The organism is Neolewinella litorea (assembly GCF_004803465.1).
Lineage (GTDB): Bacteria > Bacteroidota > Bacteroidia > Chitinophagales > Saprospiraceae > Neolewinella > Neolewinella litorea.
Genome location: NZ_SRSF01000006.1, coordinates 24,934 through 41,194, shown reverse-complemented (window position 1 = coordinate 41,194; position 16,261 = coordinate 24,934). Strand labels below are relative to the sequence as shown.

At 61.7% G+C, this 16,261-nt stretch carries 14 protein-coding genes; 10 read left to right on the top strand and 4 right to left on the bottom strand.

What is annotated here, in order from left to right:
• The first annotated feature begins 32 nt into the window (after window positions 1-32).
• Together E4021_RS13380 and ypfJ are read left to right on the top strand one after the other, a co-directional pair.
• Entirely contained in the window at window positions 33-752 is a 720-nt protein-coding gene (locus tag E4021_RS13380; protein WP_136459874.1) for a DUF4197 domain-containing protein, read from the top strand.
• 27 nt (window positions 753-779) lie between these two features.
• The gene (ypfJ, locus tag E4021_RS13375; RefSeq protein ID WP_136459873.1) at window positions 780-1,670 is read left to right on the top strand and encodes a KPN_02809 family neutral zinc metallopeptidase; all 891 of its coding nucleotides are present in this window, start codon (window positions 780-782) and stop codon (window positions 1,668-1,670) included.
• On the opposite strand, the gene dusB is transcribed toward ypfJ, so the two are convergent.
• Window positions 1,671-2,660: a tRNA dihydrouridine synthase DusB gene (gene dusB / locus E4021_RS13370; RefSeq protein WP_136459872.1), complete on the bottom strand. Its 990-nt coding sequence runs from the start codon at window positions 2,658-2,660 to the stop codon at window positions 1,671-1,673.
• Window positions 2,661-2,956: 296 nt separating this feature from the next.
• Between dusB and E4021_RS13365 the strand changes: the two genes are divergently transcribed.
• From E4021_RS13365 to E4021_RS13355, 3 genes are all read left to right on the top strand, one after another.
• Window positions 2,957-3,718 carry an enoyl-CoA hydratase/isomerase family protein gene (locus E4021_RS13365; RefSeq protein WP_136459871.1) on the top strand — a complete coding sequence of 254 codons (762 nt, stop codon included), beginning with the start codon at window positions 2,957-2,959 and terminating at the stop codon, window positions 3,716-3,718.
• Between the two features lie 6 nt (window positions 3,719-3,724).
• Entirely contained in the window at window positions 3,725-4,420 is a 696-nt protein-coding gene (locus tag E4021_RS13360) for an SIR2 family NAD-dependent protein deacylase (RefSeq protein WP_136459870.1), read from the top strand.
• Between the two features lie 97 nt (window positions 4,421-4,517).
• The gene (locus E4021_RS13355; protein ID WP_136459869.1) at window positions 4,518-7,073 is read left to right on the top strand and encodes a TonB-dependent receptor; all 2,556 of its coding nucleotides are present in this window, start codon (window positions 4,518-4,520) and stop codon (window positions 7,071-7,073) included.
• A 715-nt stretch (window positions 7,074-7,788) separates the two neighbouring features.
• On the opposite strand, the gene E4021_RS13350 is transcribed toward E4021_RS13355, so the two are convergent.
• Both E4021_RS13350 and E4021_RS13345 read right to left on the bottom strand, forming a co-directional pair.
• A complete protein-coding gene (locus tag E4021_RS13350; protein WP_168797600.1) occupies window positions 7,789-8,973 on the bottom strand; it encodes an MFS transporter in 1,185 nt (394 codons plus the stop codon).
• Window positions 8,954-10,639, bottom strand: coding sequence for a M3 family oligoendopeptidase (locus tag E4021_RS13345; protein ID WP_136459867.1), 1,686 nt, complete (start codon window positions 10,637-10,639; stop codon window positions 8,954-8,956). The genes E4021_RS13350 and E4021_RS13345 overlap by 20 nt, the downstream gene beginning before the upstream one ends.
• Before the next feature lie 116 nt (window positions 10,640-10,755).
• Here E4021_RS13345 and rpoN point away from each other — a divergent pair, with 116 nt between their 5' ends.
• The 4 genes from rpoN (at window position 10,756) to E4021_RS13325 (ending at window position 14,302) form a co-directional block, all read left to right on the top strand.
• Complete coding sequence (gene rpoN, locus E4021_RS13340; RefSeq protein WP_136459866.1) at window positions 10,756-12,252, top strand: RNA polymerase factor sigma-54; 1,497 nt, start codon at window positions 10,756-10,758, stop codon at window positions 12,250-12,252.
• A 53-nt stretch (window positions 12,253-12,305) separates the two neighbouring features.
• Window positions 12,306-12,599: a GNAT family N-acetyltransferase gene (locus tag E4021_RS13335; RefSeq protein ID WP_136459865.1), complete on the top strand. Its 294-nt coding sequence runs from the start codon at window positions 12,306-12,308 to the stop codon at window positions 12,597-12,599.
• On the top strand, window positions 12,600-13,694 hold the full coding sequence (locus tag E4021_RS13330; protein ID WP_136459864.1) for a glycosyltransferase: 1,095 nt from the start codon (window positions 12,600-12,602) through the stop codon (window positions 13,692-13,694). It abuts the gene before it with no gap.
• A 68-nt stretch (window positions 13,695-13,762) separates the two neighbouring features.
• Window positions 13,763-14,302 carry a PepSY-associated TM helix domain-containing protein gene (locus E4021_RS13325; protein WP_136459863.1) on the top strand — a complete coding sequence of 180 codons (540 nt, stop codon included), beginning with the start codon at window positions 13,763-13,765 and terminating at the stop codon, window positions 14,300-14,302.
• Between the two features lie 6 nt (window positions 14,303-14,308).
• Here the strand turns inward: E4021_RS13325 and E4021_RS13320 are convergent, their stop codons facing one another.
• Window positions 14,309-14,866 (bottom strand): thioredoxin family protein, encoded by a 558-nt coding sequence (locus tag E4021_RS13320; protein WP_136459862.1) that lies wholly within the window; start codon window positions 14,864-14,866, stop codon window positions 14,309-14,311.
• 111 nt (window positions 14,867-14,977) lie between these two features.
• Here E4021_RS13320 and E4021_RS13315 point away from each other — a divergent pair, with 111 nt between their 5' ends.
• Window positions 14,978-16,177, top strand: coding sequence for an ATP-grasp domain-containing protein (locus E4021_RS13315; protein ID WP_136459861.1), 1,200 nt, complete (start codon window positions 14,978-14,980; stop codon window positions 16,175-16,177).
• The last annotated feature ends 84 nt before the right edge of the window (window positions 16,178-16,261 follow it).

The following is a 16,261-nucleotide window of genomic DNA, read 5'->3' as shown; positions in this document are numbered from 1 at the left end:
CGCTTATAGAGAGGCCTCACCAAACCAAGCATATGCAGCGCCTCCTGATTCTTGTCCTTCCCCTCTTTTTCCTCGGTTGTACCAGCCAGCAGATCAACCAGACGCTGAACACCGTCCTGAACGGCGGCCTCACTTCCACTGACATCGCCAACGGCCTGAAGGAAGCACTCCGTATTGGTGCCCGGGAAGGAGCCGAGGAGTTGGCCAAGCCCGGTGGCTACTACGAAGACCTGACCTATCGCATCCTTCTACCGGAGGAGGTAAGGAAGGTGACGGAGCGCCTGCAAAATGTACCGGGCTTCAGCAACCTGGAAGCGGTGATCCTGAAAAAGATCAACCAAGGCGCCGAAGATGCCGCCACGAAGGCCGCTCCCATTTTCGTTGATGCCATCCGGCAGATGTCGATCCAGGACGCGGTGGGCATCCTCAAGGGCGACAAGACGGCCGCTACGGATTACCTGCGCCGCACCACCTCCCAGGCCCTCACCGCCGAGTTTGCCCCCGTGATCAACGCCAGCCTGGACAAGTACGACGCCAACAAGGTGTGGCTTGACGCCGCGAGTGCCTACAACAACTTCCCCCTGACCCGGGAAAAGGTTGAAACCGACCTGGGGGCCTACGTCACCCAGCGGGCGTTGGACGGTCTATTTCTCAAGGTGGCCCTGAAGGAACAGGATATCAGAGAAAACGTGGCCGCCCGCACCACCGATCTCCTGCGGCGGGTCTTCGCCCAGCAGGATAACTTGAACTAGACCAGTATCACCTTAAGCTTTATCACTATGAAACTACAGGGTAGAAAGGGCAGCAGCAACATCGACGACCGGCGCGGTCGGGGTGGCGGCAGCTTCATCGGGGGTGCGGGCAAAGCCGGCAGCTTCGGCATCGGCACCATCATCATCATGATCATCGTCTTCTTCCTGGGGGGAAATCCGCTTGACTACCTGGGCATGGGTGGTGGCGGTAGCCCGGCCCCCACGGAGAGGCGATCCAATCCCGGCGCCGACATCGCCGAAGACGACACCAATGCCAGGATCGTGTCGGTCACCCTGGCCGAGACCGAGGACGTCTGGAACTCGATCTTCCAGCAGCAGTACGGCCGCAGCTACCAGGAGCCCGTGCTGGTCCTCTTCAGTAGGCAGGACCGCAGCGCCTGCGGATTCGCCTCCGCCGCTACCGGACCGTTTTACTGTCCGGCTGACCAGCAGGTGTACATCGACCTGTCCTTCGCCGATCAACTGCGCGAACGCTTCGGCGCGCCGGGCGATTTCGCCCTGGCCTACGTGGTCGCACACGAGGTGGGCCACCACATTCAAAACCTCCTAGGTTACAGCCAGCAGGTAAGCCAGGCGCGGGGACGGATGAGTGAGGCCGATGCCAATGCCATGTCGGTGCGCCTGGAACTCCAGGCGGATTACCTGGCCGGTGTCTGGGCCAAGTACGCCAATCAGCAATCCCAGCTCCTTGAGCCCGGAGACATTGAAGAGGCCATCGGAGCAGCCACCGCCATCGGTGACGATCGCTTGCAAATGGAATCGCAGGGGTACGTCGTTCCGGAAAGCTTCACCCACGGCACTTCGGAACAGCGGGTGCGCGCCTTCACCAGCGGCTACCAGAGTGGCGACGCCAGCAAGGCGGCCCTTGACCGTTTTTTCTCGACCCGCAACCTTTGATTAGGCGCTGACCTCGCCGTATACCTCGTGGATCTCATCCAGGGTGGCGTGCAGTACGGCCGGGTCAAATTCACTGACGAGGGTCTTGCGGTACTGCTTGATGTGCGGCAGGCCGCGGAAGTAGTTGGTGTAGTGTCGGCGCATTTCCAGGATGCCCAGGGTTTCTCCCTTCCAGTCGATGCTGCGCTTCAGATGCTCCCGGGCCGCGGCTACCCGCTCCTCCACGGTGGGGGGCGGGAGTAATTGTCCGGTGGCGAAGTAGTGCTTGATCTCGCGGAAGATCCAGGGATAGCCGATGGCTGCCCGTCCGATCATGATTCCGTCGACCCCGTAGCGCTCGCGGTACGCGGCGGCCTTTTCGGGGCTGTCGATGTCTCCGTTGCCGAAGATGGGTATTTTGATGCGCGGGTTGTCTTTGATCTTGCCGATCAGCGACCAGTCGGCTTCGCCCTTGTACATCTGCTTGCGGGTGCGCCCGTGGATGCTGAGGGCCTTGATGCCTACGTCCTGCAGCCGCTCGGCTACCTCCTCGATGTATTTGCTGTTGTCGTCCCAGCCGAGGCGGGTCTTTACCGTGACCGGGAGGGCAGTGCGGTCGACGATGGCCTTCGTCAATTCGACCATCTTGGGGATGTCCTGGAGAATACCGGCACCGGCGCCCTTGCACACCACCTTTTTGACGGGGCAGCCGAAGTTGATGTCAAGCACTTCGGGATTCGCCTCAGTCACGATGTCGGCGGCCTGCACCATGCTGTCGAGGTTGGCCCCGAAAATCTGGATGCCAATGGGTCGTTCGTAGTCGTAGATATCGAGTTTGGCGACGCTCTTGTCCGCGTCCCGGATGAGTCCCTCCACGCTGATGAACTCCGTGTACATCATATCGCAGCCCTGGGCCTTGCAGAGGGCCCGGAAGGGGGGGTCGCTCACGTCTTCCATGGGGGCGAGCAGGAGGGGGAATTCTCCCAATTCAATGTCGGCGATTTTGACCAAGGGGCGGTTGAGTTTGGCGCAGGTAAAATTACAACCGGGAGGCGGGAATGGTTGTGGCAGACGTCGGACGTGTCAGTCCGGACATAATTGCAGACGTCGGACGTCTGCAATTATGTCAGCCCAGCAAATACTGGATTTTCTATAGGCCAACGACAAAACACCGCCTATCCACCCCAGCCGAACCCTCCTTTTCTCGTGGCAGACGTCCGACGTCTGTCACATTGTCACAGCTGACACGTCCGACGTCTAAAACCCGCCCACTCCTCCATTTATCTTTCCCGATCTATTTTCACGCCATGAATCAGACAGGCAGCATCACTTCCGAGCTACGCACGAATTTCATGCGTATCGTCTTCTCCCACCCCTCCCACAACAGCATGCCGTCGCACCTGCTGGCCGAACTCGTCGAGCACATCGAGGCCGCCGGCCGCAACGACGCCGTGAAGTCCATCCTCCTGCGCAGCGCCGGCGACGGCACCTTTTGCGCCGGAGCGAACCTGGACGAACTCCTCGCCATCCAGGACGAGGAAAGCGGCCGCGAGTTTTTCATGGGCTTCGCCAACGTAATCCTCGCCATGCGCCGCTGCCCCAAACCCATCGTGGTCGCCGTGCAGGGCAAGGCCATCGGGGGGGGCGTCGGCATCGCCGCGGCGGCCGATTACTGCCTCGGTTGCCGGGCTTCGGAGATCAAACTCAGTGAACTGGCCATCGCCATCGGCCCCTTCGTCATCCTGCCGGCCCTGACGCGCAAAATGGGCGTGGCCGCCGCCGGCGAACTCTGCCTCGACACCGAGTGGCACGACGCCAAATGGGCCCGCGAGAAAGGCCTCTACCAGCGGGTCTATGCCGGCCCCGAGGAACTGTTCCGCGAAGCCCGCCTGGTCGCCCGAAAGCTCGCCAGCTACAGCTCCGGCGCGGCCACCCGCCTCAAGCGCAGCCTCTGGGAGGGCACGGAAGACTGGCCACAATTGCTTGCCGAACGGGCCGGCATCACCGGCCAGCTCATCCTGCAGGATGACGCCAAAGCCGCCCTCGCCAAGTTCAAGCAGAAAAAGTAAGCCCCCGTGAAGCACGTAGTCGTTCTCTCAGGGGCGGGCATCAGCGCCGAATCCGGACTGAAGACCTTCCGAGACAGCAACGGACTCTGGGAAGAGCACCGGGTGGAGGACGTCGCCACGCCCGAAGCCTTCGCCCGCAACCCCGAGCTCGTTATGCGCTTCTACAATCTGCGGCGAGCCCAGTTGCGCGACGCCCGACCAAACGAAGGCCACCGGCTAATCGCGGAACTCGAACAGCAGTACCGCGTCACCGTCATCACCCAGAACGTCGACGATCTCCACGAACGCGGCGGCTCCACCCGGGTACTCCACCTCCACGGCGAGCTGACCAAAGTGCGGCCGGTACGCGGTCACGGCAAGCCCCGCCCCTGGTCGGGCGACCTGGCCATCGGGGACGTCGACGAGCAGGGTACCCAGCTGCGCCCCCACATCGTCTGGTTCGGCGAGGAAGTGCCCATGATCGAACGGGCGGTGGAGGAGGTGCAGACCGCCGACGCCGTCATCATCGTGGGTACCTCGTTGCAGGTTTATCCGGCGGCCGGACTGGTGGGTTTTGCGCCCGAGTCGGCCCCGGTCATTTACATCGACCCCAGTCCGGCCGTCAGCTTCGAACTCCGCAACCGCTCCCAACTTCACGTCCTGGAAATGGGCGGCAGCGAAGGCATGCGCGAAGCCACCGCGCTCCTGAAAGAGCTGCTGTAGGGCGACGGCGCGCGGGTGCCGGGTTTGTACCGGGGGCCAGCCCGGCGGGTACCAAGGGTCATAGTTTGGGCGTTCGCTTTTCTTTATCCCGGTTATTATGCGGTTGAGAACCACCCTCCTTGCTTTTCTGGTATTGCTCGGCACCTGCGCGGGGCGCCACCTGAATGCCCAGGTGGAAACGGCCACCGTAACGGGAAAGGTCACCGATCTGGTCAGCGAACTGCCCGTCGACTTCGCCACCATCTACGTCAAGGGCGCCACCAGTGCCGCGGAAAGCAGCGAAACCGGCCGCTACGTGGCCACCGTACCGGCGGGTGAGGACTTTATCCTGGTCTTCAGCCGCATCGGGTACCGCGAAACGGAAGTACGGGTCGCTGAACTGCCCGCCGGCACCCGAAAACAGATCGACGTGGCCCTGGTACCCGTCGAAAGCCAACTGGAAGTGGTGGTGCGCGAAAGCAAGGTCGAGGAAGGCGGGATGGTCCGCGAGGACCCCACCCAACTGCGCCTGCTGCCCTCCGTGACCGGCAACCTTGAAAGCCTCCTGCCCAGCATCGCGCTCGGCGTAAGCAGCGGCGCCGGCGGCGAACTTACCAGCCAGTACAACGTCCGCGGCGGCAACTACGACGAGAACCTGGTGTACGTCAACGATTTTGAAATCTACCGACCCCAGCTCATCCGGCAGGGGCAGCAGGAGGGACTCACCTTTGCCAACCCCAGGTTGATGCGAAGCCTGAGCTTCAGTTCGGGGGGCTTTGAGGCGCGCTACGGCGACAAGCTCTCCTCCGTACTGGACATCAAATACAAGCGGCCCGATACCCTCCGCGGCTCCCTCGAGGCCAGTCTGCTCGGCGGTGCCGCCCACGTGGAGGGTAGCCAGCGACTCGGGCGCAGCAGTTACCAGCGGCTGCGTTACCTGGTCGGCGCCCGCTACAAAACGACGCGGTACATCCTGGGCTCACTGGAAACCACCGGTGAGTACCTGCCCAACTTCTTCGACCTGCAGGCTTACGTGACCTACGACTTCAGCCGCACCCTGCAACTCGGTCTGCTCACTAACTACAACCGCAGCATCTACAACTTCAATCCGGTGAGCCGGTCCACGGCCTTCGGCGGCTTTTTCGAGACCCTGCAGCTGTTCAGCGTCTTTGAGGGCGCGGAACGGGACGATTTCCTCACCCAGATGGGCGGCCTGTCGCTGACCTACATCCCGGAAAAGACGGAGAACCCCCTCTTCCTCAAATTCCTTACCTCCGCCTTCCGCAGCGACGAGAACGAGGGCATCAGCATCGGCGGCCGCTACACGCTCGGGGAACTGGATACCGACCTCGGCTCCGAAAATTTTGGGGAAATCAGTCGCACCATCGGCACCGGCACCCAGCAGGAGTACGTGCGTAACTTCCTTGACATCCAGGTCTATAACGCGGAGCTGCGCGGCGGACTGGAACTCAACGGCGGCGACGCCACCACGACCCGCGCGCATTTCCTGCAGTGGAGCGTGAAGGCCCAACACGAGCGGGTCAACGACTACATCCACGAGTGGGAGCGGCTAGATTCGGCGGGCTACAGTCTGCCGTTCGACGAGGACGCGGTGCGGCTGTTCAGCTTCCTTCAAACGGAGAACGAACTGCTCAGCAACCGCTTCAGCGCCTTTTTCCAGGACACCTACACCTGGCGGCAGGAGGACCGCGCCGACATCCGCCTGAGCGCTGGAGTGCGGGCCGTAGCCTGGGACCTCAACGGTGACCTGGACGTGAGTCCACGCGCGCAACTGCTCTACAAGCCCCTCGGCGGCACCGCCGACATCACCTACAAGCTCGCCGGCGGACTGTACGTTCAGCAACCTTTTTACCGCGAGATGCGGGCACCCAACGGCACCGTCAATACCGACCTGCGCAGCCAGAAATCGCTACACTTCGTCGGCGGCATCACGAGCGACTTCTACTACGGCAAGCGCAACCCGAAGAAGTTCCGGCTCATCACTGAGGCTTACTACAAGTCGCTCTGGGACCTGGTCAGCTACGAGATCGAGAACGTCCGCATCCAGTATTCCGGACTGAACGACGCCAGCGGCTACGTTGCGGGACTGGATTTCCGCCTGAACGGTGAGTTCGTGCCCGGCGCCGACAGCTGGCTCAACCTGAGTTTGCTGCGCGCCCGCGAAAAACTGCTCGGCGTGGAGCATCGCGAAGTGATCGGCCGCGGCCAGGACGGCGAGGTCATCGATGAAGTGAAAGAGTACGTCCCCCGGCCTACCGATCAGCTTTTTCAGTTGTCGCTGTTCTTTCAGGATTACCTGCGCAACAACCCCAACTTCCGCACCCACGTCAACCTGACTGTCGGTGGCGGCCTCCCCTTTGGCATCCAGGGCAATAACCAGGTATACCGCAATACCCTGCGCTTCGACACCTATCACCGGATCGACATTGGATTCAGTCTCCGCCTCTTCGACCGGGAAACCTCCCGCAATCTGGCTACCTCTCCCCTGCGCTTCACCCGCTCTACCTTCCTGAGCCTGGAAGTCTACAACCTCATGAACGTCGGCAATCAGGCCGGCAACACCTGGATCAAGACCATTTTTCAGCAGCAGTATGCTGTGCCCAATCGCCTTACCGGGCGGCGGGTCAATTTGCGGATGGTGGTGGAGATTTAGTTTGACGGTTCCCGACATCCTGTCGGGCCTAACACTCGACTAGAAGTCACGAGCCAGCACGGTTCCCAACATCCTGTCGGGCTTACCGCGCGACCAAAGGACGCGAGCCAGCACGGTTCCCAACATTCTGTCGGGTCTACTACGCGACTAGAAGACACGAGCCGAGCGGTTCTGGTTCCCAACATCTTGTCGGGTTTACCGCGCGACCAGAGGTCACGAGCCGGGCGGTTCCGGTTCCCAACATCCTGTCGGGCCTAATACGCGACTAGAAGTCGCGAGCCAGCACGGTTCCCGACATCCTGTCGGGCTTACTACGCGACTAGTAGTCACGAGCCGGGCGGTTCCCAACATCCTGTCGGGTTTACTACGCGACCAGAGGTCACGAGCCAGCACGGTTCCCGACATCCTGTCGGGTTTACTACGCGACTAGAAGTCGCGAGCCAACACGGTCCCAACATCCTGTCGGGCTTACCGCGCGACCAGAGGTCACGAGCCGGGCGGTTCCGGTTCCCGACATCCTGTCGGGTCTAATACGCGACTAGAAGTCGCGAGCCAACACGGTTCCCGACATCCCATCGGGTTTAATACGCGACCAGAGGTCACGAGCCAGCACGGTTCCCGACATCCTGTCGGGCTTACTACACGACCAGAAGTCGCGAGCCGGGCGGTTCCCGACATCCTGTCGGGTTTACCGCGACCAGAGGTCGCGAGCCGACTACAACCGCCCCTCCCGCGGAAAGGCCACCCAAAAGAAAGCAGCAGCTCCGACGCCTACACAGCCCGGGACCAGCCAGATGGCCCACCAATTGTGCGTACCGTCGGCCAGGAGGTTGGCGTTGACCACCTCGCCCGCGATCCAGCTGCCGATGAAGGCCCCGACGCCGAGGTTAGCGAAGGAGATCAGACCCTGGGCCGTGTTGCGCAGGTAGGTTGGCACGCGGTTGTTGACGTATATCTGCGCGGCAATGATGATCCAGGCGAAAGCGACGCCCTGCACTACGATGCCGGCGTAGAGCAGCCACTCGGATTCTCCCGGTCGTCCGATTCCGAACGCAAAGTACCGCAGGCCCCACGCCATGAGGCCCCAGAAGATGATGTTCCGGAAGCGGAAGCGGCGAAAAATGAACGGCATGGCCAGCACCACGCCGATCTCGAAAAGCTGTCCGAGCGCCATCTTGGCCGCGGCCGCCGGCCACCCTACCTCGTTGAGGAAGGGATTGAGGAAACTGTAGTAAAAGGAGGAAGGAATGCAGCTCGCCAGCAGGGCAATGAGCAGTACGATCATTCCCCGCTGCCGGAAGATGCCGCGCACCTCCTCGCCCTTCAGGGTGGCCCAGTTGAAGCCCGGTTCCGGCGGGGTATGCGGCAGCAGCAGGGAGTAGGCCGCCAGCAGCAGCGCCACGAAGCCCCCCGACAGTAGCGGCAGGGCCGACTGCTCCACCCGGAAGACGCTCAGGCCGATGCCCACCAGCATAAATGCCACCGTGCCCCATACCCGGATGAGCGGATACTGCTCAGCCGGCCGCTCCAAGTGGTAGAAGCACATGGCCGCGGCCAGACTGAAGGTGGGAATGAAGCACAGGTTGAACAGCAGCATCAGGCCGTAGAACCAAGGGAAACTGACCGTGAAGTAGCAGGCGATCAGACTGAGTCCGCCCACCGTATTCAGTACGCCCATCAGGCGTTCCGATGGGTAACTCCGGTCGGCCAGCCAGCCCATCAGCGGGGGCGCCACGGTGGCGGCGATCGCGTTGGTCGCGTAGATCATACCCACCTGCAGACCGGAAAAGTGCAGACTTTCCAACAGGTAGGTACCCAGGTTGATGAGCCAACTCGCCCAGACGGCAAACTGGAGGAAAAGCAGGATCGATAGCCGAACCCTAAGCGTCAAGTCGTTCACGGACCCGGTCCGCAATTTTCTTCACTACGCCGTCCTCAAATGGATTCTCAAGTCCGGCCAGCTTCACCAGCTCCAGAAACGATTTCGAACCACCAGCCTTGCAGAGTTTGACGTAATCGGCCCAGGCCGAGGTGTGGTCCTGTTCGTCGCGGAGCAGAAACTGAAAGGCGCAGATCTGGGCCAGACAGTAATCGATATAGTAGAACGGTACGTTGAATACGTGTCCCTGGCTCTGCCAGAAGGTGCCGTCCTTCAGGTGGTCGTTGTCGCTGTAGTCGAGGTGGGGCAGGTAGGCCGCCTCCATCTCCTTCCAAATCGCGTTGCGGCCGGCATTGCCGAGGTCAGGGTTCTCGTAGACCCGGTGCTGGAACTCATCCACCGCGCAGCCGTAGGGCAGGAAGCGGAAGGCACTGGCCAGGTGGCTGAAGTAGTACTTGCCGGTATCTCCCTTGAAGAAGCCCTCCATCCACGGGTAAGTAAAGAACTCCATGCTCATGGAGTGGATCTCGGCCGCGTCGAAGGTGGGCCAATTGTATTCCATCGGCCGCTGGTTGCGGCTGCTGTACACCTGGAAGGCGTGGCCGAACTCGTGGGTGAGTACGTCGATGTCGTGACTCGTCCCGTTGAAGTTGCTGAAAATGTACGGCGTCTGGTACTCGTTGATGTAGGTGCAGTAGCCGCCGGGCGCCTTGCCGTCCTTAGCCTCGAGGTCCATGAGTTTCTGGTCCTGGAGGATGCGGAAAAAGGTGCCAGTTTCCGGACTCAGCTCCTGGTACATCTTCTCCGCGTGGGCCACAATGGCTGCGGGATCGCCCTTGGGCGTGGGGTTGCCGTCGGGGAAGCGAAAGGACAGGTCGTAGTACCGCAGCCGGTCCACCCCGATCCGCTCGCGCTGCTGCTCATAGAGCTGTTGCGCGATGGGCACAATGTGCTCGCGGACTTGCCGGCGAAAATTGGCTACCTCTTCCGGTCCGTAGTCGGTGCGGTTCATGTTCGCGTAGCCTAGACCTACGTAGTTCTCGTAGTCCAGCTTCCGTGCCATGGTGGTACGCAGCTGCACCATCTCGCCGTAGATGTTCTCCATGCGCTCCCGGTGCTCGGCGTACCAGTTCCACTTCGCGGTGCTTGCCGCCTTGCGCTTTTCACGGTCTGGTACCTGCTCCAGGGGGGCGATGCTGGAAAGATTGTAGGTTTTGCCGTCGATCTCAATTTCCGCGCCGCCGCGCATCTGGGTGAATTCGCTACTGAGCTTGTTGACGGCCTGGAGCTCCTCGAGGATCTCGGGGCGGAAGGTGTTGATACTCACCCGGGCCGAATCGAAGAGCTGGTCGCCGAAGTGTTTCTGCAGCGCTTCCCGGTGCGGATTGTCAAGCAGGGCGCGGTAGTAGTCGACCCGCCACTGCTCGGTGCGGGGGAGGTTGGTGTCGAACCAGTCCTTTTCCTCCCGGTAGAAGGAATCGCGGGTATTGATGCTGTAGCGGATGTAGCCGATGTTGTAGGCAGTGGCTACGCTCGCCCGGATGCTGTCGATCTGCTCGACCGCGGCAATGGCGTCGTTTACAGTTTCGGCGTCCCGCAATTCAACAAGCACCGCCTGAAATGCATTTTCTAGTTGATCGAGGTCCGGCCGCTTGTATTCGAATTCGGGGAACGTAATTTGTGACATATGGTTAGGGTAGAGAATTGATCTGATTCACCCGGCCCACGTATTCGCCGATCCGAGTGTTGCCCCGTCGGGGCGTCCAAACTTAACCACTAACTTACACCCGTTAGTTCAACCGCATGCTAGGACAATCGCTCAAGCAATCGCAGCTCCAGAAACTCAGCCCCCGTCAGATCCAGCTGATGCAACTGATGCAGTTGCCCCTGTACGAGCTGGAACAGCGGGTCAAGGAGGAGCTGGAGCGCAATCCTACCCTTGAGGAAGGGATCCCTGATTCGCTCGACGGGCCCGCCGATCACGACGCCCAGGAAGCCGAAGCGGGCAAGGAGGACCCCTTCGAAATGGAGGAACTCTTCCAGCAGTACATCGAGGACGACCCCACCAACTACCAGCAAAACGGTAATAGCGACGACACTTACGACGCGCCCGGTAGCTACACGGCTGATGAAAATTCCTTCTTCGAATACCTGGAAGGGCAACTCGCGAATCTGGAGTTCGAAACCCCACTCGACCGTACCATTGCCCTGCAGATCATCGGCAACCTCGACGATGACGGCTACCTTCAGCGCCTGCCCAGCGCCATCGCCGACGACTTGCTCATCAATTACGATATCGAGGTCGAGCCCCGACGGATCCGGGAAGTCCTCAAGGTGGTACAGTCGCTCGAGCCCCCCGGCCTGGCCGCCCGCAACCTGCGCGAATGCCTCCTGCTGCAACTGAACAGCAAGATCGACAACGGCGACCAGCTCGATGATCACCTCTTTGCCGACCTCGTGCTCGCCCAGACCATCATCCGCGACTACTTCGACCTCTTCAGCAAGAAGCACTACGAAAAGCTGCGCGACAAGCTGGAGGTGGAGGAGGACGAACTCCGGGACGCCCTCAACGAAATCCTCAAGCTCAACCCCAAGCCCGCCAGCGGCCTCAGCGGCCGCGCCGGAGGCCGCGCTGCCCGGGTGGTGGTGCCCGACTTTCTGGTGACGGTGGTCGACGGTGAATTGCGCCTCAGCCTCACCGCCCGCAATGCCCCCGACCTCAAGATCAACGACTACTACCAGCAGCAACTCGCCGAATACCGCCGCAAGCAAAAGGAATCCGGCGCCCTCACCACCGCCCAGAAGCAGGCCGCGGGCTTCATCCGCCAGAATATCGATTCCGCCAACTGGTTCATCGAAGCCATCCAGCAGCGACAGCAGACCCTGTATAGCGTAATGCACGCCATCGTCCGCTACCAGGAGCAGTTCTTCCGCACCGGCGACCTCAAAACCCTGCGGCCCATGATCCTTAAGGATATCGCCGGTCCTACCGAGCTCGACATCAGCACCGTGAGCCGGGTTGTGAATTCCAAGTTCGTACAGACCGACTTCGGCACCTTCTCCCTGCGCGAATTCTTCAGCGAGGGCATGACCAACGATGACGGGGAGGAAGTAAGCACCACGCAGGTCAAAAAGGTCCTGGCCGAGATCATCTCCGCCGAGGACAAGCGCAAGCCGCTCAACGACAGCAAGCTCCAACGCGCCCTGAAGGATGCCGGTTACGAGATCGCCCGGCGCACCGTCGCCAAATACCGCGAGCAACTCGGCCTGCCGGTCGCCCGCCTGCGCAAGGAGCTCTAACAAACATCTGGGGTTGCCCTGCGTATCAATGGCACCTGTCTAATCCAAGTAGCATGTCCACCAACCACGAGTCTGTTGTTAACAATGTCGACAAAAGCCGATTTGAGGTCGTCAGCGGATCCCAGCGATCCGAACTAATCTACCGCATGAAGGGAGACAACCAGATCGACCTGGTCCACACCGAGGTGCCGGAAGACCTGACCGGCCAGGGCATCGGCAGCGCCCTCGTCACTACCGCCCTCCAGTACGCCCGCGACAACGACCTGGAAGCGATCCCCTCCTGCCCCTTCGTGGCCTCCTACGTGAGCCGTCACCCCGAATGGAACGACGTGGTAGTCGAACCCTAGATGCTGCTTCTGCTGCTGCTGGCCTTCACCGTCCAGCTCCTGATCTGGTTATTCGTTTTCTATCCGGCCTTGAGTCCGGGGTCCACCCCCGGTCAGCAAGACCGGCCCGTCTCGGTGATCGTCTGCTTCCGCGACGAGGCCCGCCGGATCGAAGCCTGCCTGCGCGGCCTCCTGGCCCAGCGGCACTCCGATTTTGAGGTGATCGCCGTCGACGACAATTCCAGCGATGAATCGGCGGCCATCGTCCAGCGCATCTGTGGGGAAGCCCGGCACCTGCGGCTCGTCCGCCCCGGCCCTACCCGCCCCGGGAAAAAAGATGCCCTTTCGGCCGGCATCGCCGCCGCCAGCCACCCGCGCCTGCTGCTCACCGATGCCGACTGCGTACCGGCCTCCACCGACTGGCTCTCCCGGATGGCTGCCCCCCTCGACGATGGCGCGGAGACCGTCCTGGGCTGCTCACCCTACCGCCGCGCCCCCGGCTGGCTCAACCGCTGGCAACGCTTCGAATCCACCCAGACCGTGCTGCAGTACCAGGGCCTGGCGCGCCTCGGCATGCCCTACATGGGCGTCGGACGCAACCTCGCCTACTCGGCCGACTTCTTCTCCCGCGCCGGCGGCCTCGAAGGCCACGCGCATGTACCCGGCGGTGACGACGACCTGCTTGTGAACGGCAACGCCGTAGCCACCCGCACCGCCCGGGTGACCCGCCCGGAAGCCTGGACGTTATCGGAGTCTTCACCCGACTGGGAAAGCTACTTTTTCCAGAAGACCCGCCACCAGTCGGTGGGCCTGCACTACCGCCGCCGCCACCAGTTGTTGCTCATCGCCATTGCGGCCAGCCACGGCCTGTTTTACCTCAGCGGCCTGCTGCTTCTGCTTACCCCCCTGGCCCCTTATGCGCTCATGCTCTACGCCGTGCGCGCGGTGGTGGTCGTAGCCACGTACGTGCGCAGCCCGGTTTCCCGGTTTTTGGGCGGGGGCGCGGGTGCCGTAGCCTGGTGGAAAGTGCCGGGCCTGCTGGTTGCCGATTCCCTGTATTCTTTCTACTACCTGTTTTTGCTGCTGGCCAGCTTCTCCGACCGCCGCAGCTGGTAGCGCGGGGGTAGTATCTTCGGCGGATAGTTACACCGGTTTCCGAATCCTACCGCCATAACCCCCGGCCCATGAGCAGTACGACCCGCCGCCAGCAGCAGGCCCGCGTGTTGCGGCAGACCCGCCGCATCCACCGCTGGTCGGGAATCACCCTATTCGTTTTCTTCTTCGTGATCGGCGTCACCAGCGTCCTGCTGGGCTGGAAAAAGGACAGTACCTACATCATGCCGGCCACCGCCCGCGGCAGCAGCACTGAACTGACCGAGTGGTTGCCCACCGCCGAGTTGCTGGCCCGCGCCCAGACCACCCTGGTGGATTCACTGGGCTCAGCCTACGATCCCACCATCGACCGCATCGACTACCGGCCCGACAAGGGTTCCCTCAAGTTCCTCTTCAAGGATCACTACGGTGAGGTCCAGCTCGACGGTGCCACGGGACAGGTGCTGAGCGTGGGCATCAGACGGGCTGACTTCATCGAGCAGGTGCACGACGGATCGATTGTGAGCGACCTGTTCAAACTGATCTACTCCACGATCATGGGCCTGGCCACGATCGTCTTCACGGTGTCGGGTTTCTGGTTGTGGTACGGTCCACGGCGGATGCGGCGCTAATCTGTGTTATTGCTTCCACTTGATGCCGCACCCGGCGCTGGGGTACTGCTTTTCAGGGCTGGGTTTGCCGGCGAGCAGGTCGTCGAGGGCCGACCGCAGGTCGGCACCGGTGACGGGCGTACCGGAGCGGGGGCGGCTGTCGTCGAGCCGGCCGCGGTAGTATAGCTTGCCCTGTCCGTCGAAAAGGTAGATATCCGGCGTGCAGGCGGCATCGTAGGCGCGGGCCACTTCCTGGGTTTCGTCGTAGAGGTAGGGAAAGGTGAAAAGATTGTTTAGGGCGAAAGCCTCCATATTCTCGGGGCTGTCGACCGGATACTTTTCCACGTCATTGCTGCTGATGGCCACCGCTCCGATGCCTTTTTCCTCGTAGTCGTTGGCCACGTCGACCAGTTCATCGATCGTGTGGATGACGTAGGGACAGTGGTTGCAAATGAAGTAGACCAGCGTGCCCTTTTTGCCCTTTACGTCGTCGTAGTTGTATTTGGCGCCCGACATGGTATCGGTCAGGTTGAAGTCGGGGGCGGGGGTGCCGATGTCGACCATGGTGGATTCGGTGAGGGCCATCTTGCGTTACTTTAGTGCGTTCTTGGTTAGCTTGCGTACTCCTGTAAAGGCTTTCCCCCATGGGTGGGTTTACTTACTTGCCCGCCTTGTCTTACCCGCCAACGTTTCGTCATGACCTTCCTCTGCATCTCCTGCTACTTCAAGGGCGTCCCGTTCCTACGTGCCCTCAAGAACGCGGGCAATACCGTATACCTCCTGACCGTCAAGAAACTCGAGCACGACCCCTGGCCGCGCGAGGCGATCGACGAGTTTTTCTACCTGGAGAGCGACAGCAACGCCCCGGGCAGCCTGGCCAACCTGGCCAAGGGCTTTGCCTGGATGCTCCGCAGCCGGCCCATCGACCGCATCGTGGCCCTGGACGATTTTGACGTGGAAAAGGCGGCGTACCTGCGCGAGGAGTTCCGGCTGCCGGGCATGGGTCAGACCACGGCCAGGTACTTCCGCGACAAGCTCGCGATGCGCATCCGGGCCCGCGATCACGGGATTCCCGTACCGGAATTTTCCAGTCTATTTAATGACGTGGCCCTCACCGAATTCGCCAACCGCATCGAATACCCCTGCCTGATCAAGCCGCGGGGCGAGGCCAGCGCCACCGGCATTACCAAGGTGCATTCCGCCGAGGAACTCTGGGAGCAGGTCCACGCCTTGGGTGAACGCCGCAAGGATTACCTCGTCGAGCAGTTCCGCCCGGGTGACGTGTACCACGTCGATGCCCTTTCGGTCGACGGTGAGGTAGCTTTCTGCCAGGTATCGCGTTACCTGAGTACGCCATTCGAGGTGGCCCACGGGGGTGGCATCTTCCGCTCGGTCAGTGTGCCGTACCACGACGAGGAGGCCGTCATCCTGCGGCGGATGACCGAAGGGGTGATGCACGCCTTCCGGATGCAGTTCAGTGCCTCCCACACCGAGTTTATCAAGACCCAGGACGGCAGCTTCGTATTCCTGGAAACGGCCAGCCGCGTGGGCGGGGCCCACCTGGCCGAGATGGTAGAAGCGGCCACCGGCGTGGGCCTGTGGACGGAATGGGCGCGCCTGGAATCGGCCAAGGCCGCCGGGCGTAGCTACCAGGTGCCGCCCCGGCGCTACGACCAGGCGGGCATCATCGTGAGCCTTTCGCGCTTTGAGCACCCGGACACCTCCTCCTTCAACGACCCCGAGATCGTGTGGCGCATGGACAAGCAGCAACACATCGGATTGATCGTGGCCTCCGATTCAGTGGGCCGCGTGCGGGACTTGCTCGATAATTACGCTGGCCGGGTGGCCACCGAATTCCACGCTTCGGCCCCCGCCCCCCGGAAGTCCACCCACTAAACGGATCGGGGAGGGGAAAAGGCGGGCGGCCCGCCGCGGGTCCCGCGGCCGTTGAATCCCTATCTTTACAGGTAAACCAAATAG

Excerpts from the sequence above, each read along its gene's own strand:
- E4021_RS13345 (WP_136459867.1), bottom strand. The coding sequence starts at position 10,639 with ATGTCACAAATTACGTTCCCCGAATTCGAATACAAGCGGCCGGACCTC.
- ypfJ (WP_136459873.1), top strand. The coding sequence starts at position 780 with ATGAAACTACAGGGTAGAAAGGGCAGCAGCAACATCGACGACCGGCGC.
- E4021_RS13335 (WP_136459865.1), top strand. The coding sequence starts at position 12,306 with ATGTCCACCAACCACGAGTCTGTTGTTAACAATGTCGACAAAAGCCGA.
- E4021_RS13380 (WP_136459874.1), top strand. The coding sequence starts at position 33 with ATGCAGCGCCTCCTGATTCTTGTCCTTCCCCTCTTTTTCCTCGGTTGT.
- E4021_RS13315 (WP_136459861.1), top strand. The coding sequence starts at position 14,978 with ATGACCTTCCTCTGCATCTCCTGCTACTTCAAGGGCGTCCCGTTCCTA.
- E4021_RS13320 (WP_136459862.1), bottom strand. The coding sequence starts at position 14,866 with ATGGCCCTCACCGAATCCACCATGGTCGACATCGGCACCCCCGCCCCC.
- E4021_RS13325 (WP_136459863.1), top strand. The coding sequence starts at position 13,763 with ATGAGCAGTACGACCCGCCGCCAGCAGCAGGCCCGCGTGTTGCGGCAG.
- E4021_RS13330 (WP_136459864.1), top strand. The coding sequence starts at position 12,600 with ATGCTGCTTCTGCTGCTGCTGGCCTTCACCGTCCAGCTCCTGATCTGG.
- E4021_RS13365 (WP_136459871.1), top strand. The coding sequence starts at position 2,957 with ATGAATCAGACAGGCAGCATCACTTCCGAGCTACGCACGAATTTCATG.
- rpoN (WP_136459866.1), top strand. The coding sequence starts at position 10,756 with ATGCTAGGACAATCGCTCAAGCAATCGCAGCTCCAGAAACTCAGCCCC.
- E4021_RS13355 (WP_136459869.1), top strand. The coding sequence starts at position 4,518 with ATGCGGTTGAGAACCACCCTCCTTGCTTTTCTGGTATTGCTCGGCACC.